General features: G+C 42.3%; 20 protein-coding genes, 1 other RNA gene and 1 pseudogene. 12 read left to right on the top strand and 10 right to left on the bottom strand.

The annotated features are described in order from the left end of the window. Positions 1-6: 6 nt before the first annotated feature. The 3 genes from EQY75_RS07160 to EQY75_RS07170 form a co-directional block, all read right to left on the bottom strand. Positions 7-924, bottom strand: a complete 918-nt coding sequence (locus EQY75_RS07160) for a hypothetical protein (RefSeq protein ID WP_129604324.1) — start codon at positions 922-924, stop codon at positions 7-9. Between the two features lie 132 nt (positions 925-1,056). Next, entirely contained in the window at positions 1,057-2,964 is a 1,908-nt protein-coding gene (dnaK, locus tag EQY75_RS07165) for a molecular chaperone DnaK (protein ID WP_129604326.1), read from the bottom strand. Positions 2,965-3,139: 175 nt separating this feature from the next. Further along, complete coding sequence (locus EQY75_RS07170; protein WP_129604329.1) at positions 3,140-3,598, bottom strand: nuclear transport factor 2 family protein; 459 nt, start codon at positions 3,596-3,598, stop codon at positions 3,140-3,142. Positions 3,599-3,715: 117 nt separating this feature from the next. On the opposite strand from EQY75_RS07170, the gene panB reads away from it, so the two are divergent. After that, positions 3,716-4,534, top strand: coding sequence for a 3-methyl-2-oxobutanoate hydroxymethyltransferase (gene panB / locus EQY75_RS07175; RefSeq protein ID WP_129604331.1), 819 nt, complete (start codon positions 3,716-3,718; stop codon positions 4,532-4,534). Between the two features lie 49 nt (positions 4,535-4,583). After that, positions 4,584-5,285, top strand: coding sequence for an RluA family pseudouridine synthase (locus EQY75_RS07180; RefSeq protein ID WP_129604334.1), 702 nt, complete (start codon positions 4,584-4,586; stop codon positions 5,283-5,285). Positions 5,286-5,294: 9 nt separating this feature from the next. On the opposite strand, the gene EQY75_RS07185 is transcribed toward EQY75_RS07180, so the two are convergent. Further along, positions 5,295-6,839, bottom strand: coding sequence for a hypothetical protein (locus tag EQY75_RS07185; protein ID WP_129604336.1), 1,545 nt, complete (start codon positions 6,837-6,839; stop codon positions 5,295-5,297). Positions 6,840-6,985: 146 nt separating this feature from the next. Here EQY75_RS07185 and EQY75_RS07190 point away from each other — a divergent pair, with 146 nt between their 5' ends. After that, the gene (locus EQY75_RS07190; protein ID WP_129604339.1) at positions 6,986-8,158 is read left to right on the top strand and encodes a 2-isopropylmalate synthase; all 1,173 of its coding nucleotides are present in this window, start codon (positions 6,986-6,988) and stop codon (positions 8,156-8,158) included. 2 nt (positions 8,159-8,160) lie between these two features. Beyond that, positions 8,161-9,279 (top strand): 3-isopropylmalate dehydrogenase, encoded by a 1,119-nt coding sequence (gene leuB, locus EQY75_RS07195; protein WP_129604341.1) that lies wholly within the window; start codon positions 8,161-8,163, stop codon positions 9,277-9,279. Positions 9,280-9,330: 51 nt separating this feature from the next. On the opposite strand, the gene EQY75_RS07200 is transcribed toward leuB, so the two are convergent. Then, complete coding sequence (locus EQY75_RS07200) at positions 9,331-10,551, bottom strand: peroxiredoxin family protein (RefSeq protein WP_129604344.1); 1,221 nt, start codon at positions 10,549-10,551, stop codon at positions 9,331-9,333. A gap of 128 nt (positions 10,552-10,679) precedes the next feature. Here EQY75_RS07200 and pheT point away from each other — a divergent pair, with 128 nt between their 5' ends. After that, the gene (gene pheT / locus EQY75_RS07205) at positions 10,680-13,103 is read left to right on the top strand and encodes a phenylalanine--tRNA ligase subunit beta (RefSeq protein WP_129604346.1); all 2,424 of its coding nucleotides are present in this window, start codon (positions 10,680-10,682) and stop codon (positions 13,101-13,103) included. A gap of 5 nt (positions 13,104-13,108) precedes the next feature. Here the strand turns inward: pheT and EQY75_RS07210 are convergent, their stop codons facing one another. Beyond that, positions 13,109-13,612, bottom strand: a complete 504-nt coding sequence (locus tag EQY75_RS07210; protein ID WP_165200575.1) for a fasciclin domain-containing protein — start codon at positions 13,610-13,612, stop codon at positions 13,109-13,111. A gap of 238 nt (positions 13,613-13,850) precedes the next feature. Here EQY75_RS07210 and EQY75_RS07215 point away from each other — a divergent pair, with 238 nt between their 5' ends. Further along, complete coding sequence (locus EQY75_RS07215; RefSeq protein WP_129604350.1) at positions 13,851-14,570, top strand: hypothetical protein; 720 nt, start codon at positions 13,851-13,853, stop codon at positions 14,568-14,570. A gap of 62 nt (positions 14,571-14,632) precedes the next feature. On the opposite strand, the pseudogene EQY75_RS07220 reads toward EQY75_RS07215, so the two are convergent. Then, positions 14,633-16,260: pseudogene (locus tag EQY75_RS07220) on the bottom strand (ABC-F family ATP-binding cassette domain-containing protein). 165 nt (positions 16,261-16,425) lie between these two features. Here EQY75_RS07220 and EQY75_RS07225 point away from each other — a divergent pair. Further along, complete coding sequence (locus EQY75_RS07225) at positions 16,426-17,808, top strand: TlpA family protein disulfide reductase (RefSeq protein ID WP_129604353.1); 1,383 nt, start codon at positions 16,426-16,428, stop codon at positions 17,806-17,808. 24 nt (positions 17,809-17,832) lie between these two features. Here EQY75_RS07225 and fsa read toward each other — a convergent pair whose 3' ends face one another. The 3 genes from fsa to ffs form a co-directional block, all read right to left on the bottom strand. Further along, positions 17,833-18,486 carry a fructose-6-phosphate aldolase gene (fsa, locus tag EQY75_RS07230; protein WP_129604356.1) on the bottom strand — a complete coding sequence of 218 codons (654 nt, stop codon included), beginning with the start codon at positions 18,484-18,486 and terminating at the stop codon, positions 17,833-17,835. Between the two features lie 56 nt (positions 18,487-18,542). Further along, a complete protein-coding gene (locus EQY75_RS07235) occupies positions 18,543-19,352 on the bottom strand; it encodes an SDR family oxidoreductase (protein WP_129604359.1) in 810 nt (269 codons plus the stop codon). 89 nt (positions 19,353-19,441) lie between these two features. Next, positions 19,442-19,540, bottom strand: an RNA gene (ffs, locus tag EQY75_RS07240) — signal recognition particle sRNA small type. 90 nt (positions 19,541-19,630) lie between these two features. On the opposite strand from ffs, the gene EQY75_RS07245 reads away from it, so the two are divergent. From EQY75_RS07245 to EQY75_RS13990, 5 genes are all read left to right on the top strand, one after another. Beyond that, a complete protein-coding gene (locus EQY75_RS07245) occupies positions 19,631-20,680 on the top strand; it encodes a glutaminyl-peptide cyclotransferase (protein WP_129604362.1) in 1,050 nt (349 codons plus the stop codon). 1 nt (position 20,681) lies between these two features. Beyond that, entirely contained in the window at positions 20,682-21,083 is a 402-nt protein-coding gene (locus EQY75_RS07250; RefSeq protein ID WP_129604365.1) for an acyl-CoA thioesterase, read from the top strand. After that, positions 21,084-22,625, top strand: a complete 1,542-nt coding sequence (locus EQY75_RS07255; RefSeq protein WP_129604368.1) for a hypothetical protein — start codon at positions 21,084-21,086, stop codon at positions 22,623-22,625. It abuts the gene before it with no gap. A gap of 157 nt (positions 22,626-22,782) precedes the next feature. Beyond that, positions 22,783-23,514 (top strand): LytR/AlgR family response regulator transcription factor, encoded by a 732-nt coding sequence (locus EQY75_RS07260; RefSeq protein WP_129604371.1) that lies wholly within the window; start codon positions 22,783-22,785, stop codon positions 23,512-23,514. Positions 23,515-23,645: 131 nt separating this feature from the next. Beyond that, positions 23,646-23,792 carry a hypothetical protein gene (locus EQY75_RS13990; RefSeq protein ID WP_165200578.1) on the top strand — a complete coding sequence of 49 codons (147 nt, stop codon included), beginning with the start codon at positions 23,646-23,648 and terminating at the stop codon, positions 23,790-23,792. The last annotated feature ends 59 nt before the right edge of the window (positions 23,793-23,851 follow it).

Here is a 23,851-nt window from a genome sequence, read left to right on the forward strand (position 1 = left end):
CCCCTTTCAGCCCTCGCCATCTGTTTCAGGAGGATCGTCCTTGTAGTAAGTAATCCTGCGTGTTGTGTATTGATTGTCAGGTGTGATGATCATTTTGATCCAGTTGGAAGGCTCGTGACCATCAAATTGATAAATATACTCCTGCTTTTTTTCGCTGTTGTTCGTTTTCTGGATTTTGGTCTTTAAAAATCCTTGCTCCTCGTAAATGTAGCTGACTTCGCCAGATTTGGCAAATCCGGATTTCTCCTCGTCATAATCAAAATTTATTTCCCTGAGCGTTCTCCCCAAAGTATCCTTAAATGATTCGGTAGCTTTATAAGGTTCTCCTTTTAAATATTTCTTTTCCAGTTCTACCCGAAGTAATTGCCCCTTTACTTCCTTCTCAGCAGTCCGAAGTGAATGTTCAGTAATTCCATTCACATTGATGGTTTTGGTGATTTCCCCCCTCAAGGTATCATAAGTGATCTGGGTATCGTCTATTCCTTCATTTGTGGTTCGTATTACAGCAATTAGATTTCCGGTGGTATCGTATTTATATTGAAATTGATCGAGGAATTCTCTTTGGTAAGAATACACACTTTCTTTTACCACCTTGTTGAGTAAGGTGTCGATAGAATAAACATGAGCAAGAGAAGTTTGCCGGTCCAGACTGTCCTCCCGGTAATTTTCAAGGCGTTTTTCTTTCAATAGGCCCCTGGAATATTTGTAATAACTAATATCGTAATCGGTATCGCTGTAAATGGTGGTTACTTTGGTCAATAGTCCTTTACGGTCGAATTCAAAAGCTTCCTTCCCGTAATCGGTGATCACCAGGCATGACTTTACCTGTCCGAGAAGGTCAAAATCTTCTGTGGTAAATACCCGGGGTTCCTGACCAAATGCAGAACACACCACAAAAGCCAGGAATACTATCTGTATTTTCAAAAAAGTATTAATTAGGTAGTCCTTTATCATCGATTCAAAATTACGGCTTCTTTGTACAATGAAAACAATTTACGTGCCGAAAAAAAAAAGAGGTAGCGTAAACTACCTCTTTTTCATATAGAATATACAATCCTATTTTACTTCCTCAAAATCAACGTCTTCTACATTATCACCTTCTTTAGTACTGTCTTCAGCTGCGGCTTCACCTTGAGCTGATGGCTCACCTTCCTGAGCAGCCGCCTGGGCTTTGTACATTTCCTCAGAAGCTACTTTCCAGGCTTCATTGATCTTCTCGAGTGCAGGTGTTACCAGAGCGATGTCTTTGCTCTCGTAGGCCTTTTTCAATTCCTCGAGTGCTTCTTCGATGGGTTTCTTCTTATCGTCAGACAATTTATCCCCGAATTCAGACAATTGCTTTTCGGTCTGGAAAATCATTGCATCCGCCTCATTGAGTTTATCTGCTGTTTCCTTAGCTTTCTTATCTGCATCTGCATTGGCTTCTGCCTCGGCTTTCATCTTTTCGATTTCCTCTTCGGTAAGTCCTGAAGAAGCTTCGATACGGATATCCTGAGTTTTATTAGTCGCCTTATCTGTAGCAGACACTTTGATAATTCCGTTAGCGTCAATATCAAAAGTTACTTCAATCTGAGGAGTACCTCTGGGTGCAGGTGGTATTCCATCGAGGTGGAACCGTCCTATCGTTTTATTGTCAGCAGCCATTGGCCTTTCTCCTTGAAGTACATGGATCTCAACTGATGGCTGATTGTCAGCCGCGGTTGAAAAGATCTGTGACTTCTTGGTAGGAATGGTCGTATTTGCTTCTATCAACTTCGTCATTACGCCTCCCATGGTTTCAATTCCAAGAGATAAAGGAGTAACGTCCAGGAGCAGAACATCTTTTACATCTCCTGTCAATACCCCTCCTTGTATTGCAGCACCTACGGCTACAACCTCATCGGGATTCACACCTTTGGAAGGTTTCTTTCCAAAGAATTTTTCAACAGCTTCCTGTACGGCTGGAATCCTTGTTGATCCTCCAACTAAAATAATCTCATCGATATCACTTTTAGAGAGGCCGGCCGATTTCAATGCCGTTTGACAGGGTTCTATGGTCCTTTTTACAAGGTCGGCGATCAATTGCTCGAACTTGGCCCTCGTGAGTGTTCTTACCAAGTGTTTTGGTCCGGATGCAGTGGCAGTTACATAAGGCAAGTTAATCTCGGTCTGGGTAGAACTAGACAACTCGATCTTTGCCTTTTCTGCAGCTTCCCTCAAACGCTGAAGAGCCATAGGGTCTTTTCTTAGATCTATACCTTCTTCTTTGTTAAACTCGTCGGCTAGCCAATCGATTACTTTCTGGTCCACATCATCTCCCCCTAAATGGGTGTCACCATCGGTAGATAATACTTCAAATACCCCATCACCCAATTCCAGGATGGATACGTCATGTGTTCCCCCTCCAAAGTCAAAAACAACAATCTTCTGATCTTTGTGTTTCTTGTCTAAACCATAAGCCAGTGATGCTGCGGTAGGTTCGTTGATGATCCTTTCTACTTTTAAACCTGCGATCTCTCCGGCTTCTTTTGTAGCCTGACGCTGTGCGTCGTTAAAGTAGGCGGGGACTGTAATTACAGCTCTGCTTACCGACTGCCCCAGATAGTCTTCGGCTGTCTTCTTCATTTTCTGAAGGATCATTGCAGACAACTCCTGCGGCGTGTACAAACGCCCGTCAATATCCACTCGAGGGGTATCATTGTCCCCTTTCTGAACTTTATACGGTACTCTTTCTGCTTCTTTTTTGGATTCTGAGTATTTGTTTCCCATAAACCTCTTGATGGAGTAAATGGTCTTGTGGGGATTGGTCACTGCCTGTCTTTTGGCAGGATCACCCACTTTTATCTCTCCACCTTCAACAAAGGCTATAACAGACGGCGTAGTCCGTTTCCCCTCGGCATTAGGAATCACAACAGGCTCGTTTCCCTCCATTACGGAAACACACGAGTTGGTTGTACCCAGGTCTATCCCAATAATTTTGCTCATCTTATCTTTTTTAATATTAATGTTTTCGTTTCTATTCGCTCTCTTAAATGTCAAACATAGTGCCAACCCAGAGAAACTGACAGGTTGTCACATACTTAAGGTAGAAAGGTGTTATTGATTTCGATTACACTTCTGAGATAGAGGGTAACTTGGGCGTTAGGGAGTGAAAACTTCCTTAGTTCTCACATCCTTCTTTTCTTCGGGTATCAATGATGTAAAGTATTTTCCAATCTTCTTCTGCTTTAAACAGTTGAAAGGAATTGACACCGCAATGGCTTAAACTGCCATTGATCCGGAATTCATAGGGCGTCCAGGCCTGAGCCATATTATTATCTACCCTCACCGAGATGGAAAGCAAACGTTCCTGAAATTGCACTGAATCTGGGATAGAGACTATTGATTGTACAAATCTTTCAAAGGGCACAGTCACTACGCTGTCGAGCCCAGCCGCGGACTTCCCTATAGTTTGCATTCTGATCCCTGGAGAAACTTTATCCACAAGCTGAGCGGAATCACGAGAGTGAAATGCCTCAAAAAAATCTTTAACCGTCTTTTTAACTGATTCTTCCGGACTTTGCTGTGCCGATCCGATCGTGATTGCAAACAGAAATAAGAGAACTAGGTAGTTTTTCATATCATTTAGGAGTTTCCGGTCATTTTGATCTAATGTACATAATTATGTAAAACCTAAAGAGCAGCCCCATGTCTAATTGGTCATTTCTCCTTACATTTAACGCGCAAACTAACTATTATGTCTGTCGCTAAAAAAGAGTACAAAAGAGTCACCGTGAAGTCACTGGTTGACATGAAAAAACAGGGCGAGAAAATTTCCATGCTCACGGCTTATGATTATTCCATGGCCAAAATCGTCGATGCCGCTCAGGTAGATGTCATTCTCGTGGGGGATTCGGCCAGCAACGTAATGGCGGGGCATGAAACTACCCTTCCCATTACCCTAGACCAGATGATCTATCATGCCTCCTCTGTAATTAGAGCTGTTGAAAGAGCTCTGGTTGTGGTAGACCTCCCCTTTGGAAGCTATCAGAGCGATCCTAAAGAGGCCTTGCGTTCGGCCATTCGAATCATGAAGGAAAGCGGGGCACATGCCGTTAAACTAGAAGGTGGGGAAGAGATTAAAGAATCAGTAAAGCGCATCCTTAATGCCGGTATTCCGGTGATGGGGCATCTCGGATTAACCCCTCAATCGATATATAAATTCGGGACGTATACCGTAAGGGCCAAGGAAGAAGAAGAGGCTGAAAAATTAATGGATGACGCCAAATTGCTCGAGAAGATGGGGTGCTTTTCAATTGTCCTTGAAAAAATCCCCGCTACCCTCACGAAAAAAGTTTCGGAGAGCATTTCTATCCCCACCATAGGCATTGGGGGTGGCAGGCATGCAGACGGCCAGGTATTGGTCATACATGACTTGTTGGGAATGACACATGAATTCAATCCCAGGTTTCTAAGGAGATATATGAACCTGTACGAAGAAATGAGCGAGGCGATTTCCAATTATGTGAAAGACGTAAAAACCCGCGACTTTCCCAGTGAGGAAGAGCAATATTGAATTCCCTTGTTTAAATTCTCATACACTCGTCTTGTAAATTCTTTTTGCTTTGCCTTTAAATAAAATTACCTCAAATGCCTCTAACCTCCAGGTCCTCTACGAGGATAACCACCTCATTGCGGTCAACAAAAGGGTTGGCGATATCGTGCAGGGAGACAAGACCGGTGATAGTCCTCTTAGTGAACACGTTAAAGAATACATCAAAAAGAAATACGATAAACCCGGCAAGGTCTTCCTGGGAGTCATTCACCGTTTAGACAGGCCAACAACAGGAGTTGTTGTATTTGCAAGAACCTCCAAGGCGCTCAGCAGGATGAACAAATTATTTGCCGAAAAAGCAACCCGAAAGGTCTATTGGGCCCTGGTGAAAAACAAATTACCGCAGGAAGAAGGCAAACTAGTCCATTGGCTAAAGCGCAATCAAAAGCAAAATAAGTCTTACGCTTACGCTGAGGAAGTTTCGGAAAGTAAGAAGGCAGAACTGGAGTACAAAGTGCTTAAATATCTAGATCGATACAGTTTGGTAGAAATCTTGCTTTTGACGGGTAGGCACCATCAGATCAGGGCACAACTCTCAAAGATCGGGGCTCCTATCAGAGGAGATCTCAAATACGGATTTAACCGGAGTAATCCCGATGGTGGGATTCACCTACATGCGCGGGAATTGAGTTTTGAGCATCCCGTGAAAAAAGAACAGATCAAATTGATTGCCGCGCCTCCTGATGAAGAACTCTGGAACGCCTGTGTTTAATACCCTCTGCTATCGAAGAGCTTTCAGAGCTTTCTTGCGAATTACTTCTGCAACGGGTTTGTTTTCCAAATGACTTTCGAGCCAGGAAAGGATATCCAGGTATAGGAATGCACGTTTTTCATACGGATGATCTTCAAAAACTTTGAGTCGGTCGTATAATTTCTGAAATTCGGCCCTGAGTTCGTGGGGGTAGATCGACCCAAGCTTACGTAAGAATTTGATCATCTCTTTCTGGACCTCATGCAGGTCGTTCATTTTCAGCAGGAATTTATACGTGCTCTTTAATTGAATTTCCAGATGATAGTCCATCCCCGCTTCATAGTGCGCAACCAAACTGAGGACCCGTGCAAAGCACATCAGATCTTCCCTCATTTTGAGATTTTTGTTGTTGATGATTTTCTTTAAATAGACGATGCAATTCTTGTTGTCCCCTACCCCAAAATACAGGCAGGCAATCTTGTAGTAGAAAACCATAATGTGATGCTCGTCTATACGGTCGCGATGCTTGTTTATGCCGTACTCGATGATCCTAACCAGGTACAAGCCTTTCTCAAAGGTACCTTTTAAAAAATGTAGATTGAGCTTATTCGCATTGATGTACAGAAAACTCAGGGAAGCTATGTTGTCATTGGCAGGAAAGTCTTTTTGGGCCACCGTTTCCTCGAGCCTGGCGAGCACCGACTCAAACTGAGAGGCGTATTTTACGTAGAAGAGCGATTCCAGCAAATAATGATTTCCCTTGAGAAAAAATACAGGGTTTAGCGCAATCATTTCCTTGTATTCGTAAAATAAGTCTACCCACTTACTGGCGTATTTATAACAGGACAAAAAATCCTGAGTCAAAAAGCTATACCAAAGATGTGCTTTGTACAACCACAGCTTTTCGCGAAAACCAAGGTTGTTGATGTTGTAGCTGGGGAGGTGGGCATCAAAGTATTCTTTTACGCGTTGCAGGTCTTCCTCGCTCCTTACATAGCCCACCTTGAGCATCATTCCGTATAGCTGAAGTGAGAGGTTAGACAACTTGCTGGTCATGAGGTTTTGTTCTGAAAGCATTTTGGCCTGGACAGCCAACTCGTCGGCCCTGTCCGGGATACTCCTTGTGATGTATTGAGTTTCTATAATTTTCTCAAGCTCCACAATCTCGTAAGCTATATTCTTTTCCTCATTTTCAATGGCCGTTGATTTTACCTTATCTAAGATTTTGAGGCTTTGCTTGTACAGGCCTTTCTGGTACAGGATGGTAGCAAAATCAAGCTGCTCCCTGATTTGAACCCTGATGTTCTGGTTTACGGGATTTAGACGCAGGCTTACGAGGATCTGCCGGTAAAGATGTGCTTTGAGATTAGAAAGTTGGGCCTTTTTTACGATTCCGCTGCCCAGGATCACACTCTCGTCATAGCTCTTCATCTTGTCCATCAAGTTGAACAAAGCCAGGAATTTAGCATCTGTATTGACCCCTAACCGACCTACATACAACTTGAATTGTCGCTTCTCCGATTTGGAAAGTGATTTAACTAAAACAAATAAGGCGTCCTTATTGACATTTGTCATCGTAAAATGATATGCTTATCTATCTGATTATCATAAAGTTAACTACTATAAAAAGTATATTAACGTTGTAAATGCCTTACAATCACTGAATTGGTATAGAACGGTTGTAATACATTCGTTATGGTGAGTAAAATTAAGTAATTATAATGAGCAAAGATAAAGTATACATTTTTGACACTACCCTACGCGATGGTGAGCAGGTTCCGGGTTGCAAACTGGACACTGAACAAAAATTGGTTATCGCAGAAAGACTCGATACTCTGGGAGTTGACGTCATTGAGGCAGGTTTCCCAATTTCCAGTCCGGGCGATTTCAATTCGGTCAATGAGATTGCCAAAATAGTCAAGAATGCCACCGTTTGCGGTCTTACCCGCTCGGTAAAAAAAGACATCGAAGTTGCTGCTGAGGCATTAAAATATGCCAGAAAACCCAGGATCCATACTGGGATTGGCACTTCAGATTCGCATATCAAATACAAATTCAATTCCACCCGGGAAAAAATCCTCGAAAGAGCGGTTGATGCCGTGCGTTATGCCAAGACTTTTGTAGAAGATGTTGAATTCTACGCAGAAGATGCGGGCAGAACAGACAACGAATACCTGGCAAAAGTATGCGAAGAAGTTATCAAAGCCGGGGCAACTGTTCTCAATATTCCCGATACCACAGGGTACTGCCTGCCGGAAGAATACGGAGCAAAAATGAAATATCTTCGGGAGAACGTCTCAGGAATTGACAAGGCCATACTTTCATGTCATTGTCATAACGACCTGGGTCTGGCCACAGCCAATTCTATTTCGGGAGTGATCAATGGTGCCCGACAAATTGAATGTACCATCAACGGCATTGGTGAGCGGGCCGGTAACACTTCCCTTGAAGAGGTGGTTATGATTCTCAGACAGCATCCCTACCTCAAATTAGATACAGGAATAAACAGCAAACTGCTTTATGATACCAGTTTAATGGTATCCGAAAAAATGGGGATGCCTGTACAACCCAACAAGGCAATAGTAGGGTCAAATGCTTTTGCGCATAGCTCGGGTATCCACCAGGATGGTGTAATAAAGAAGAGGGAGACCTATGAAATTATTGACCCCAGAGAAGTTGGGGTAGATCATTCATCCATTGTCCTTACGGCCAGAAGTGGAAGAGCCGCTTTGGCTTACAGGGCAAAGAACATAGGATATGAACTCACCAAAGTACAGCTCGATGTCATTTACGAGCATTTCCTCCGATTTGCTGACAGGAAGAAGGAAATCGTGGATGAGGATATCCATCAGATTATCGAAAATGCCAATATCAACATTGAAAGCATTGCCTGAATATGAAACTTAAAATTGCCTTGCTTCCGGGTGACGGTATTGGACCAGAGGTAACTGCCCAGGCAGTTAAATGTCTTCAGGCTGTTGAAGAGACCTTTGGCCACGAATTTGAATACGTTGAGGCTGTTGTTGGTGCCGCAGCAATGGATAAGTCCGGCGATCCCCTGCCGGAGAAAACACTTGAACTCTGCAAAAATTCTGACGCTGTACTCTTCGGAGCCATAGGTGATCCAAAATACGATAATGATCCAGATGCGAAGGTAAGGCCAGAGCAGGGATTACTGCGATTGAGAAAAGAACTCGGTCTTTTCTGTAACATCAGGCCTATCAAGGTTTTTCCCACCTTAATGGAAAAGTCCCCCTTAAAGAAAAAGGTCATTGCCGGTACCGATTTTGTCATTTATCGGGAATTGACCAGCGGAATTTACTTCGGTGATAAGTCGGTTAGTGCAGATGGAACCTCTGCAACAGACGTTTGTACATACACCGAAAGTGAAATTAGTCGCATCGCTCACCTCGCATTTAAAGCTGCCAAAAGGAGGAGAAAAAAATTAACCCTAATCGATAAGGCCAACGTTCTCGAATCTAGTCGATTGTGGAGACGAACCGTAGGAAAGATCGGAGAGAGTTATCCTGAAGTAGCCCTCGATTTTATGTTTATAGACAATGCGGCCATGCAATTAGTCTTAAAACCGTCCCAGTTTGATGTGATCCTCACAGAAAATATGTTTGGTGACATCCTTTCTGACGAAGGTAGTGCCGTTGGAGGTTCCTTAGGCTTATTACCTTCGGCTTCCACAGGAGACAATCATGCCTTATTTGAACCGGTACACGGATCTTACCCACAGGCAACCGGGAAGGACATAGCAAATCCCGTTGCCTCTATCCTTTCTGCTGCCATGCTTCTAGATCATTTTAAACTCGATGAAGAATCAAGGGCAATTGTTATAGCCGTTCTCAAATCTATAAAAAAAGGAATCGTTTCTCCGGATCTGAATACGTCAAGCAAATACGGAACAAATCATATCGGGGATTTTATATCGGCAAACATCAGGGATTCTGAGGACTATCTCATCCTGAATAAGGAGAATATCTGGTTGGGTAAATCAACCATTATTTAATTACTTTTTTTTACAGCCACCAAGAAAGTCCTTCCTCACGGAAGGGCTTTTTTATTCGGCCTGTAATTCTTGTACAAAGTCGTGAAATTCCTTTTTGAAAGTGAGATACTTCTCCCCCGTGGCGGGACCGTTGAATCCCGTATGTATCTTCCTGACTTTCCCTTGCTTGTCGATAAAAATTGTTGTTGGATAAGATAGAATGTGATTTAACATGGGGAGCTTTTCATTGGCAATCTCTTTGTTACTAGTCCCGTATTGGGCCAGGACAATTGGGTAAGGTATTTCTAGTCGATCCCTTAAGCGCTCTATACCCCGGATCGCCCTTTCTTCTGTTTTTGCATATTCAAAGGCCAGGGCAATGATTTTCAAATCATCAGTTGGGTTGTTCCCGAGATAATCAACGAGAAACTTAGTCTCATCAAGGCAATTGGGACACCATGTTCCCATAATCTGAAGTATTACAACCTTATCACGGAATTGAGGATCATCAGGCGAGATGTAATTGCCTTTGGTATCGGGAAATGAAAAAGTCACCTTGTCGTAGCCTTTCTTTAAATACGTCAGTGAATCTTCGGAAGGCAATTCATAATTTTCATTGCGAATGGCCTCAAAGGGCTCCTTAAAATGGTTGCCCGAATAGAAAACGCCGTTCATGGTAGTGTCAGTCACTTTTGCCAGAAAGAGAAATACATGCGCCCCGTCAAAGGTGGACAACTTGAGGGAATCCCCCTGCATAGTACCTTCAAGGTATCTGTAATCGCCAGTGGTAGTTCTGATGGTTCCTATGACTCTTCCATCCTCTTGTTGAAAAATTCCTTTGGCGATGTACGCATCATCAGTATTCTCACTAAATTCCGCCTGCCATATACCTTCTATATTCTGAGTGGAAACCTTGTTCCCTTTGAATCTTAGGCTGTCACCATAGACAGCCTTGAACGGAACATTTCTCTCCAGATCATCTTTGATAAACTCACCTTCTATTAAATTCTCAGCGTAAATCCCGGCAAAATACCCATCAAAGACCGGCATTTGTATGGTAATTGAATCTCCCTTTAGTGTAAAATCATCAATTTTTACAGTCTCTTCTGCATTGTAAACCTCCATGGAATATCCAAACTCACCTTTTTTTAGCAAGAAATTAAAAGGAAGAAGTTGGCCATCCTGCACCTCCATTTCAGCCCTCCATATCCCTTCATTAAGAACTGCTTCTTCTTTCTCCTTGCAGCTACAGGCTATTAGGATCAACAGCAATAATTGAAAACTCTTTTTCATATTTTTAATTAAAGTGCAAATATCGAAATAAAACACTAAACAAATTTTGCATAAATCGTGATGAAAGCTTAGTTCTGCTTTGAAAGTGAACACCCATTGTTTTATCTTTGGTCGCTTAAGAATCGTCCATGCAAATTTCTTATAACTGGTTGAAGCAATTCATTCAGCTTGATTGGGAGCCGACCAGGGTTGCCGAATTACTCACAGACCTGGGATTGGAAGTAGAAGGTATTACCGATTTTGTTTCGATTCCCGGAGGATTGCAGGGCGTTGTTGTGGGTCATGTTCTCGATTGCATCAAACACCCCAACGCCGATAAACTTCAACTTACTAAGGTAGACATCGGCGCAGAAGAACCCGTACAGATTGTTTGTGGTGCCCCTAACGTGGCAAAAGGACAAAAGGTTGCTGTTGCTACCATAGGTACTACTTTGTACATGAATAACGGGGAATCCCTGAAAATTAAAAAAGGTAAGATCCGCGGTGAAGTAAGTGAAGGAATGATTTGTGCTGAAGATGAGCTTGGCCTGGGAGAAGACCACGATGGAATCATTATCCTGGACAAGTCCATCGAAGTGGGAACAGCCGTGTCAGATCTGTTTGAAATTGAAAACGACCATGTTTTTGAAATAGGGTTAACGCCCAACAGGGCAGACGCCATGAGTCATTATGGTGTAGCGAGGGATCTGAAAGCCGGACTCCGGCAACTAGGCATACAAAAAGAGATGCTCACTCCGTCTCTAAGTAATTTCAATGTGGCCAACAGATCACTGAAAATTGCAGTCTCCGTAAAGGATCCTAATCTGGCACCACGATATGCCGGGGTTACCATCAGTAATCTTATCGTACAGGCCTCGCCAAATTGGCTTAAGAACCGACTGCGATCCATAGGGTTAAAGCCCATCAATAATGTGGTAGACGCCACAAACTATGTACTACACGAGTTGGGCCAGCCTCTTCATGCGTTTGACGCAAACCGTATTTTTGGGAAGGAGATTGTTGTAAAAACTACAGCGCCAGGAACTCGTTTTATGACCCTCGATGGGGAGGAGCGTATCCTTCATGAGGACGACCTGATGATCTGCGACGGGGAAAAGCCCATGTGTATTGCGGGGATTTTTGGGGGAATAAATACCGGAGTAACAGAAAACACCAAATCGATATTCCTGGAAAGCGCGTATTTCGATCCGGTTTCTATCCGTAAAACCGCTAAGCGTCACGGGTTAAATACCGATGCGTCCTTCAGGTTTGAGCGGGGAATCGACATCAACAATGTAGAATACGCTTTGCAGAGGGCTGCTTTACTCATCTGCGAACTCACCGGAGGTGAAATCTCTTCCGACGTGGTAGACCTTTATCCTAAAAAGAAAGAAGACAACCAGGTTTTCCTGACCTTTGAAAAAATCAACAAGCTAATAGGTCAGGAAATCCCGAGGGATGTGATCAAATCGATCCTCACCTCTCTCGATATCAAAGTTAAAAGTGTCACAGAGTCAGGATTAGGCCTCGTGATCCCTTTTTACAGGATCGACGTTACCAGGGAGGTAGATGTAATTGAAGAAATTCTGAGGGTTTTCGGATATAACAACGTCAACTTCGATCCTAAACTCCACGCCTCGGTAGCCACTTCCACCAGATTTGAAGACTATATTCTTCAAAACCACGTTGGGGATTTACTGGCGGCAAAAGGGTTTTACGAAATTCTGTCCAATAGCCTTACCAATCCGGAATATTCTCAACTACTCGAGCCCGAGGAAAAAAGTAAAGTAGAAATCTTAAATCCTCTGAGCTCAGAGCTTTCGGTGATGAGATCATCCATGCTCTTTTCAACGCTTGAAGCGGCCTCTTATAATATGAATAGAAAGCGGCAGCATTTGAAGCTTTTTGAATTCGGGAAAACATATCACCAGGCAGACAAGGGTTATGATGAGAAACGTCACCTCTCAGTGCTCATCAGTGGGGATCGTACTGCCGAAAGCTGGGCTGTACCTTCAAAACCTACCGATTTCTTTTATCTCAAATCCATCGTTGAGCATATCCTGAATAAAATGGGTATTGTAAAATGTACATCTTCAGCGAGTAAAAATGCTGTTTTTAGCGAGGCGATACAATTGACCCAGGGCAACACTTCTTTAGTGCACCTCGGGCTTGTTCAAAGCAATCTGCTCAAACGATTTGATATTAAACAAAAGGTTCTTTATGCCGATTTCGATTGGGAAGCCGTTTGCCATCTGGCTGCCAAACAAAAGATTGTCTACCAACCCATACCTAAATTCCCCTCTGTAAGAAGAGATTTTGCACTCTTACTCGACAACGAGGTTGCCTTTAGTGAACTAGAGTCTATTGCCTTTAAAACCGAGAAAAAATTATTGAAAGAACTTTCGCTTTTCGATGTTTATACCGGCGACAAATTACCTAAAGGAAAGAAGTCCTACGCCATTAGTTTTACACTTCAGGATAGCACCAAGACGCTGACAGACAAACAAATAGACAAGATCATGAATAAAATAAAGTCGGCTTACGAAAATCAATTGGGCGCCGAATTGAGGTAATTAAATTAAAGCGGAGTTGGCAGAATAACACTGTCAATGGTATGAATGATCCCATTGCATTGATCAGAATCTGCAACCGTTATCCTCGCCTGATTTCCCTGGCCATCTGTAAGGATGATGTCCACCCCATCTATCGATGCCTTTATCTTTTTACCCTGTACTGTAGTAAAAGTTGCCTTGCCATTGCCTTTAACAAGTGCATTGAGGATTTTTGAAGCTGAAAGTGAACCTGCTACCATAAAGTAGGTCAGCATTTCTTTGAGCTTCTTGTTGTTTTCGGGACGCATCAGTTTAGAAATAGTCTCAGACGAAAGCTTGTTAAATGCCCTGTCTGAAGGGGCAAATATCGTAAACGGTGCGTCACCATCGAGGAGTATATCGAGTTCCGTTGCTTTTAGGGCTGAGATAAGTGTGGTGTAGTTGCCCGACTCCACCGTGGTGGTGTAAATCGTCTTTTTGAAGTCTGCGTAATCGTCTCCCGCCTGGGCTATTCCCAATGCCGGAATCATAAAAAGCAGTAATAAACAATTAACAAAGTAGGTCCTCATTCAGATAACTCAATCTTGCCGTCTAATCGATAAACGGTATAAAATGGTCGACAATATACACTAATTGTTCAGGAAACAGAGGTCGGGAAAAGAACTGTGATCGAAATTAACATAATATTAACACTTATTGCTTCTTGTAGATGGGTTGCTTTGAGTAATCTTAATACGTATTTTTGTGGAAATTGCTAAAAGAAAAAGAATGTTATTACCAAGAACGAATATCGAGGAAAAACTCGCCCTCGAGATGCGTAAGGACGGTACGCAGGATAAACTCATCGAGGCCGTTTATGAATTTCTCAGAGAGGACAGTGAAAAAGAGGAGCAGATTCAAAAGCGACTTGAAGGTTCTCGTAAAAAAGTGGAAAATCGATTTTGCTTTGACCTTCTGGAAACCGATAAGATCTATCATATCGAACAGATAAAAAACATTTGTATCGATTATCGTCTGCGATTTCTCGATTCGAAATATTTTAAAGGTGAAATTCCCAAGGAAGGAATCAATAAGATTAAGGCCCTGGAAAAAGAACACGATTTGTCCATCGAAGGATTTAAAATAATTGCCCCATCCAAATTATTCCGCCTGGAAGATAAGGACGACCCTTTACTATTTGCCCCTATAGGCAACGGCTATTATTATTTGATACACCGTTGGGGAAATGATCTTCATCCTTTGAGGAAAATTATGGCATGGCCCTTTAAAAATATCGTCAACCTAAGTATGCTGGTATTGCTGATTTCCTATTTGGCAACACTGCTGGTCCCGGAAGGCCTCTTCTCCAAAAGCAGCACACAGGCTGAATTCTGGATTGTCTTTTTCTTTATGTTTAAGTCTATTGCATCCGTAGTGATCTTTTACGGCTTTGCCTTAGGGAAGAACTTTAATCCCGCGATTTGGAACAGCAAGTATTTTAATGCCTAGGATGATGAACAGAAATAAAAAAAGCATTCAAACGAATGCTTTTTTTTATGGTTGGTAAGGAACTATACGGGAACGCTGTACATTTTTTCCCTTAGTTCTTTAATACTCTTATCAGACATATAATCATCGAAGCTCAGGTAGCGATCAATAGTCTGCTTCGGTGTTAGCTCCACAATCCTGTTAGCCACAGTTTGAGCAAACTGGTGGTCATGAGTCGTAAACAGAACAGTTCCTTTAAAGTTTTTAAGCGAATTGTTAAAGGCTGTGATACTTTCGAGGTCGAGGTGATTCGTGGGTTCATCAAGCATAAGTACATTTGCTCTTAGCAACATCATTCTGCTCAACATACATCTTACCTTTTCTCCTCCTGATAAAACCGTACATTTTTTAAGCGCTTCTTCCCCACTGAATAACATCTTTCCCAAAAATCCCCGGAGATATACTTCTTCTTTTTCTTCTTCGGTTTTGGCCCATTGTCTCAACCAATCTACGAGGTTGATATTCTGATTAAAAAAGGAAGCGTTATCTGCTGGCAGATAGGACTGTGTGGTGGTCACTCCCCATTGATATTTACCGGAATCCGGTTTTCTGTTTCCGTTGATAATTTCATAAAAAGCTGTTGTAGCTCTCGAATCCCTTGAAAGAACGGCTACTTTATCTCCCTTGGCCAGGTTTAAATTGAGTTTGTCAAATAGCAAAGTACCATCCTCGCTACTCGCAGACATGCCTTCGATATTCAGGATTTGATCCCCCGCTTCGCGTTCGCGGTCAAAAATAATGGCCGGGTACCGGCGGGAGGAGGGCTTGATATCTTCAATTTTTAATTTTTCAAGCATCTTCTTTCTAGATGTAGCCTGTTTACTCTTGGCGACATTGGCACTGAATCTCATAATAAATTCCTGCAGCTCCTTGGCTTTCTCTTCAGCTTTCTTGTTTTGCTGGGCTCTTTGCCTTGCTGCAAGCTGACTACTTTCGTACCAGAAGGTGTAGTTTCCGGAAAAGAGATTGAGTTTTCCAAAATCAATATCTACGATATGTGTACAGACCGCATCGAGAAAGTGACGGTCGTGAGATACTACAATCACCGTATTCTCATAATTGGCAAGGAAGTATTCCAGCCACTCAATGGTCTCGTAATCCAGGTCGTTGGTCGGCTCATCCATCACCAGGACATCGGGAGATCCAAATAGGGCTTGTGCCAAAAGCACCCGAACCTTGAGTTTAGCGTCCAGATCAGACATCTGTGTGTAGTGAAACTCTTCGCGAATCCCCAAGTTGGATAAGAGAGCAGCCGCATCACTATCTGCGTTCCAGCCGTTCATTTCCTCAAAGGTTACCTGTAACTCTCCAATACGCTCTGCATTCTCATCTGAGTAATCGGCATAGAGTGCGTCTATTTCTTTTTTATTTCGAATAAGGGTTTGTTACCCATTACCACCGTTTCCAAAACTGAAATATCATCGTAGGCATTGTGATTCTGTTCCAGAACGGACATCCGCTTGCCATGCTCCAGATGTACATGTCCTGAAGTGGGGTCTACTGTCCCTGACAGAATGCGTAAGAAAGTGGATTTACCGGCACCATTCGCTCCGATAACTCCATAACAGTTTCCCTGAGTGAAACTGACATTGACTTCGTCGAATAAAATTCGTTTGCCGAATTGTACAGATAAATTTGAAACAGATAACATAGCAGTTCTTTAAAATTTTTGCAAAAATAGGTAAAATATGCCCGATGTAACAAGCCCCGGAAGTTATCTGTGTTACCCAGACAGGAGTTAAATTTTTTAACGCCCTATTAACAGGGCTCACGTTCGGCATTTCTTAGCTTTGTCAAGGTTATTGAGCCACCTTATATGAATAGACTTCTACTTCTTTCGAGTCTCGTTTTCTTAACTTGGAGTTGCCAGCAGAACAATGGAAACCCCAATCGGGTTTTTTTTGCAGGTGAAATCGTCAATCCAACTAGTGATCATGTTATCCTTTTCCGAGGAGAAGAAGCACTGGATACAGCGATGCTCGATAAAGATAATCGCTTTTCTTTTTCCCTTGATTCCGTTTCAGAAGGGTTACATCATTTTGTTCATCGCCCGGAATCACAATATATATATCTAGAAAACGGTGACAGCCTTCAAATAAGGCTGAACACTTCCGACTTTGATGAATCTCTTGTATACTCAGGACAGGGAGAAGAGGTCAACAACTTCATCTTGGAGATGTTTCTCAGCAGAGAAGATGAGCGAGAATTAATACAATCTTACTACTATTTAGAACCCGGTGAATTTCAAATGAAGATCGATTCACTCCGAAAGTCCAAACTGGATTTATTTGAGCAAATCCAGACGGAATTTGAAATTTCTGCCAAAGCTTCAGATCTGGCCAGAGCATTTGTTGAATACAGTTCCAATATTTCCATGGAGGCCTATCCATTCTATCACCGGAAGAGAAGTGGGGAGGGCGAAATACACGATCTACCGGTCACTTTCTACGATTATCGAAAAAACATTAGTTACAACAATCACGATTTTACCTACTTAAGACCGTATTATAATTTTATGAAGTATCACATCGGCAACCTCGCCTACAATCATTGTAAGCAGAACTGTCCGAAAGATATGAACAGTGCGAGCAGGCATCTGCATTCAAACCAGCATAAGTTGTTTCTCATAGACAGTCTTTTTACACAGAAAGATCTCCGGGATAATCTATTTAGGAGTGTAGCCATTGATTATCTCCTAAAGCACGATAATGAAGAAAACACTGTGGAATTTATCGAGAGTTTTAAAAAATACTCTGAAAATAATGCCCACAGCGAGGAAATATACACCCTTTATCAGAGCATTCTTAAAATGCAGCCCCTGAAAGAATTACCCAATTTCACGGTTTATAATTACGATGACGAAGCCATTGAGATTTCTGACATCGAATCCAAAGATACTGTCGTATTTTACTTTTGGTCCGGTTCACAACCAGGGCATTTCAGGAATCTTATGAAACGTGTGGCAGAATTAAAGTCGCAATATCCCAACCATCAGTTTATCGGGCTGAACATGAAGACCGATAAGGCCAATTGGAAAAATATGGTGAAGACTCATGGTCTCGACCCTTTGGAACAATACTGGACTGAAGATTTCGATAAAACGGTCAACACCCTTATCGTCTACGATCCCAATAAGGCGATAGTCGCAAAAGACGGTAAGATCGTAGATGCCTTTTCAAATATCTTCCGATCGTTCTAAAGCGAAACGGTCTGCTAATCCTTTCTAATTTCCCTTTTTATAATCTGCCAGGAACTTTTCTAAGCCAATATCCGTCAAGGGATGCTTGAGAAGACCTTCAATAGAAGATAGTGGTCCGGTCATTACGTCAGCTCCCAGTTTGGCACAATCAATGACGTGCATGGTGTGTCTGATAGAGGCGGCAAGGATCTGGGTTTCAAAACCGTAGTTGTCATAAATTAAGCGGATTTCCGCAATCAGGTTGAGTCCGTCAGTAGAAATATCATCTAACCTTCCCAAAAATGGCGATACGTAAGTAGCGCCCGCCTTGGCTGCTAGCAAAGCTTGTCCGGGAGAAAATACGAGGGTGCAATTTGTCCTGATTCCCTTATCTGAAAAATATTTCAGTGCTTTTACGCCATCTCGGATCATTGGGACTTTAACCACAATCTGATCGTGCAATTCGGCTAACTCCTCCCCTTCTTTAACCATGCCATCAAAATCGGTTGCAATCACCTCAGCAGAAACATCCCCGCTTACGATATTACATATATCCACATAATGCTTGAGGATGTTGTTTCTCCCTGTAATCCCCTCTTTGGCCATAAGGGATGGGTTGGTAGTAACACCGTCAAGAACGCCCAATTCCTGAGCATCTCGGATTTGATCTAAGTTTGCGGTATCGATAAAGAATTTCATATGTTCTGATTTTGATTATGGTGTAATTAAAGACCTTCAATAATTTCCTTGCAAAGCTACAATTTATAATGATTTCGAAGCAGTTTCTCGTAAACTTTACCCGGTAGTATACGTTTTAAGACCACTGAGAATCGCTGCATAAAGCTACCCACTTTATAGTGGACTTTGGGTGAGGTTTTTTTGATTATCACCAGTACTTTTTCGGCTACCAGGACAGGGTCACCTGCCTGATCTACATCTTCATTTATCATCTGAAGGGTGGCGGCGTATGGTTTGTGATAAGGCGAATCTTCCTTCAGAGGTGCGTGGTATCGACCTGCCGCAATATTAGTCTTAAAATCCCCAGGTGCAAGGGTGCATATTTGTATTCCAAACTCCTTGGTTTCTAATCGAAGAGCCTCCGTTGCGAGATCGAGTGCTCCTTTACTGGCAGAATAAATACCCCGATAGGGTAGTCCCATCTTTCCGGCAATGGATGTAATGTTTATGACTAATCCCCTTTTTTGTTTTCTCATCACGGGTAGGACCGCTTTGATCATATTCAAAGGGCCGATAAAATTCGTTTCAAAATTGTGGAGAATAGCCTCATTAGGAGTTTCTTCAACGGGTCCTGTGATGCCTATGCCTGCATTGTTGATCAGTATATCTATGGCATCCTCTTTTTGCTGAAGCAGCTGAAGGGCGTTTTCAATCGTATCGGGTTTTGTAACGTCGAGTTCCAGTAGTTGAAAGTCCTTGAAATCCTGTTGTTTACTCAGATTTCGTGTTGTTCCGTAGACCCTGAACCCCTCTTTTTGCAAATGGTTTCCTATGGCTCTGCCGATTCCGGAAGAACCACCCGTCACTAATACGACTTTGTCCTTCATAGGTTTGCAAAGAAACAAATAATATGCAGCCGACCCAAAAAACAAGTGGAGCCTCAATAGCTCAACTTTGTTCAATACAGGGTACAAAAAAAAGGCAAGCTACCTACATCGCACCGCTACGACCGTATACCCTTGCTGCGTTCCCACCCTGGGGGATTCTACAGGAGCTGGTCGTGTAGGACTTGCCTCGTGCAAATATACAACCTTTTAAATTTGAGACAATCGTTTTAGAATCTTAAATTTATGGGGTAACTTGCCCTATAAATCTACTCTTGGCTATGAATTTCATTAAGTTCTTCACTCTTAATGTGTTGTTGTTATTTTTTATCGGATGTGGGGAGGAAAAAGATCCTGACAGGCAATTTTCCTTGCAATTAAAAAAGAAAGGGAAATCCTACAAAGCATCCGACACCATCTACCCTTCTTTAAAGAATAAGAAAGATCTGCCGGTAGATGAGGTAAAATATGTACTTGCTGGAAAAGAACTGGAATCTGCGGGTGAGGGTTGGATTCTCAATTCCGGGAAATTGGGACTACAGCAACTGACAGCCAGAATAATTTCCGGGGAAAAGGTGCTGGAAGTTTCTGAAGATATAAAAATACTGGCGCCTCAAAGTCCGCAGTTATACACCTACAGTATTGTAAATGAGTTCCCTCATGATATCACTTCTTTTACCCAAGGCTTAGAATTTTACAAGGATACCTTATACGAAAGTACAGGATCAGGAGGTGGGGCAAAATCCTATGTCCGCAAGATCAATTTCGAGACCGGAAAAGTTTTTCAGCAAGTAGATTTAGAGCCACAGTACTTTGGTGAAGGTATCACCCTGATCAATGACAAACTGTATCAACTGACGTGGCAGCAAAGAGTCGGTTTTATTTACAAGGCTTCTTCCCTAGATCGGATGGATCAATTCCAATACGGAAAAAGTAAAGAAGGATGGGGATTGTGCAATGATGGCAAGTACCTGTATAAAAGTGATGGAACGGAGAAAATCTGGCTCCTCAATCCTGAAACCATGAAAGAGGAAGATCATATTCAGATCGTAACGGACAAATCCATTTTTAATAAAGCTAATGAATTGGAATACGTCAAGGGTAAGATTTATGCCAATGTATGGCAAAAAGAAAGTATGATGATCATCGATGCGAAGAGCGGGGCTATTGAAGGGGTGGTCAACCTGGGCGGACTCAAGGAAAAAGTAGCTCAGCATCCGAAATTGGATGTGCTCAACGGAATAGCCTTTCATCCTGAACGCAACACCTTCTTTGTCACTGGGAAAAATTGGGACAAGCTCTTCGAGATTACCCTGCAGAAAAAAGAATAGTATGGTCTTTGAAATGAAAAGAGAGGTTAGACAGGAAGATCTGGATGATCTGGAACATGTGAACAATGTGCGATACGTACAGTGGATACAGGATATTTCAAAGGCACATTGGGAAGCCCGTGCACCACAATCCATACGGGATAGCGTCATTTGGGTGGTAAAACAGCATAAAATAGAATATCGGAATGCGGCCAAATTGGGAGATACCGTATTAATGAAAACGCATATAGATCATTCGGCAGGAGCCATCTCTGTCAGGGTTGTGAAGATGTTTGACAGCAAAACGAAGTTGCCCTTGCTAAAATCTGAAACCCAATGGTGCCTGCTGAATAAAAAGACCTTAAAACCCATGCGGATCTCTGATGAGATCAGTTCTGTATTCATACAAAAGACTAATTCCTGAATGGCTGTGATACGCTATGTCCTTGTTCCATTAGTTTTATTCTGCGGTCTGATTTGGATCAGCTCTTGTCGGAAAGATTTCGATTATTCTCCCAGTACAGGTCAGCTCGAATTTTCAAAAGACACTGTTTTTTTGGATACGATTTTCAGTACTATTGGCAGTAGTACCTATAGCCTCAAAGTTTATAACCGAACAAAGGAAGATATTGAAATTCCAAGTATCCGACTGGGAGAAGGGACTAACAGCCAGTACCGCCTCAACGTAGATGGACAAGCCGGGCAAGAATTCAGTAACGTGCCCCTTTTGGCGCGAGACAGCCTTTATATTTTTATTGAGACCACTTATGACATAGCCTCTTCTGCGGTGGATGAATTTCTTTACGTAGACCAGATCTTGTTCGATGAGGGAGCAAATGAACAGCGCATTCCTCTGGTTACCCTGGTAAAAGAGGCCATTTTCCTGTTTCCCTCAACTCTGGCAAATGGCAGTAAGGAGTCATTATTACTGGGGCTCGATGAGGAGGGAAATGAATTGAGGATCGAAGGCTTTGTCCTCGAGGATGACGAACTCAATTTTACCGCAGATTTACCTTATGTAATCTACGGTTACGCGGCAGTGGCTGAAGATAAAGTACTTTCGATGGCTGCCGGTACAAGGGTCTTTTTTCATGAAAATTCAGGTATACTTGTCGGAACAGGCGGGAGTCTTAAAATTAATGGGGAGCTGAGTGAAGATGCTGAAATCCTCGAGAACGAAGTGATTTTTGAAGGAGACCGGCTAGAACCGCAATTTGCAGAAGTACCGGGGCAATGGGGTACTCTTTGGCTTGCACCAGGCAGCATTGAGAACGAGATCAGCTATCTTACAATTAGAAATGCCACTGTTGGCGTGCTTGTGGAAGGTAATCCAGAAGCCTCTGCACCTACCCTAAAGATTAGTAATTCCCAGATTTATAACAGTACAATCGTAAATCTATGGGGTAGAAATACCTCTATCGCAGCTGAAAACCTGGTATTGGGCAATGCGGGCACACATAGCTTGTATTGTGAAAAAGGCGGCACTTATAATTTTCTGCATTCTACCATCGCCAACTACTGGAGCAATGGTTTCAGAACGGGATCGGCTCTCAGGCTTAGCTCCTTTGAAACCGATGGCGAGGGAAATGAGACAGGGGAAGATCTCCTGCAGGCAAATTTCATCAATTGCATTGTAGATGGCAACACGGCTAGTGAACTCAGCCTGGAGCGTTTAGAGGGGTTCGACTTTAATTTTTACTTTTCTCATTGCCTTATGAAATTCATTGATAGTGGTGGTCAATTTGCGAATGATCCGCTATATGATTTTACGAATATAGCCCGGTACGAAAATATCCTTCTTAATACTGACGCGGAATTTACAGACCCGTTCGGAAATTTATACACTATTGGAGCAACCTCATCTGCCTTGGGGAATGCAGAGCTACAAACTGCCCTGCTGGTACCCTTTGATCTCCTGGGGAAGGATCGGACAGAAGATCCTGCCATTGGTGCGTACGAGCAGTAAATTAAGTCCGAACTTCACAGGTTTTTACAATTTGTAGGAATATTCTTTCTTTTTAATTGATTTTCAGTATATTAGCCACTAAAACCTTAATTATTCTAAGGGAAGTATATAGTCGTTTCTCACGCAGGTTTGTTAATTTTCCCACAATGAATTGCCTATGGAGTATCGATACACCATAATTGATGCAGACGCCACTTCCAATTTGCAATTACAGCATTATCTGGAGGATCACGGCGACTTTCTCTGTGTGGATCGATCAAAGGATAGCAGAGAAGGAATAAATTCTATCCTTAAGTTTCTCCCCGACCTCGTTTTTATCAATCTGAATGATTTGGCCATGGACTATTTTCTGATGGTCTCTGAGCTGCATCAGTATATGAATGAGCTACCCCTCATTATAGGAATTGCAAAAAGTAAAGAGTACGCTTACCACGCCATTAAAAATGGTTTCTACGACTATTGGTTAATGCCTTATAACGAATTGGATATCAGGAAAACGCTGTTGCGACTTAAAAAACAGCATCCAAAAGAAGTAAGCTCTCATACCATCTGTTTAAAGTCTTACAAGGACTTCCAGTACCTTGATACAGACGAAATTTTATATCTTCAGGCTGATAACAATGCAACCGACTTCATTATGAAGGACGGAAGTGTCATCAGTGCCTTTAAAACGCTTAAGACCTTTGAACGCTCCTTACCCAAAAATTTTATCCGTATTCACCAGAGCTACATTCTCAATATGGACTATGTGTCCAGGATCAATTACGGTAAGAGCATCTGTGCATTAAAAGAAGGCAAAAAACAGCTGCCCTTCTCCAAGACCTATAAGGAGAATATAGACGGTCTTAAAAAGGTGTTATCCAGGAACGCCATTTCTACCCTTAAATAATAAAATTCTTACAAAAACGTGGCGTTCACTAACAGATACCATGTGTTTACTAAAACTAATGAATTAGGGCAATAGTTTTTTCAGCCAGGGAATAGTTTAGAGGAAAATAAATCCACTAAAACGAAACACCCATGAAAAAATTAGCTTGTATTTTAGCAATAGCCCTTTTTAGCGTATCTATGATTTCCTGTACTAACGACACTGCTGAAGACCAAAGCCTATATGAAACACAGGCTACTGATGGTAATTCTGATTCAGGATCTGGCAGAGACGGATAGATCTTATCTAGAATATAAATAATGGGAGCCTTATAATTAATAAGGCTCCTTTTTTTATA

This window comes from Muriicola soli, from assembly GCF_004139715.1.
Classification (GTDB): Bacteria; Bacteroidota; Bacteroidia; order Flavobacteriales; family Flavobacteriaceae; genus Muriicola; species Muriicola soli.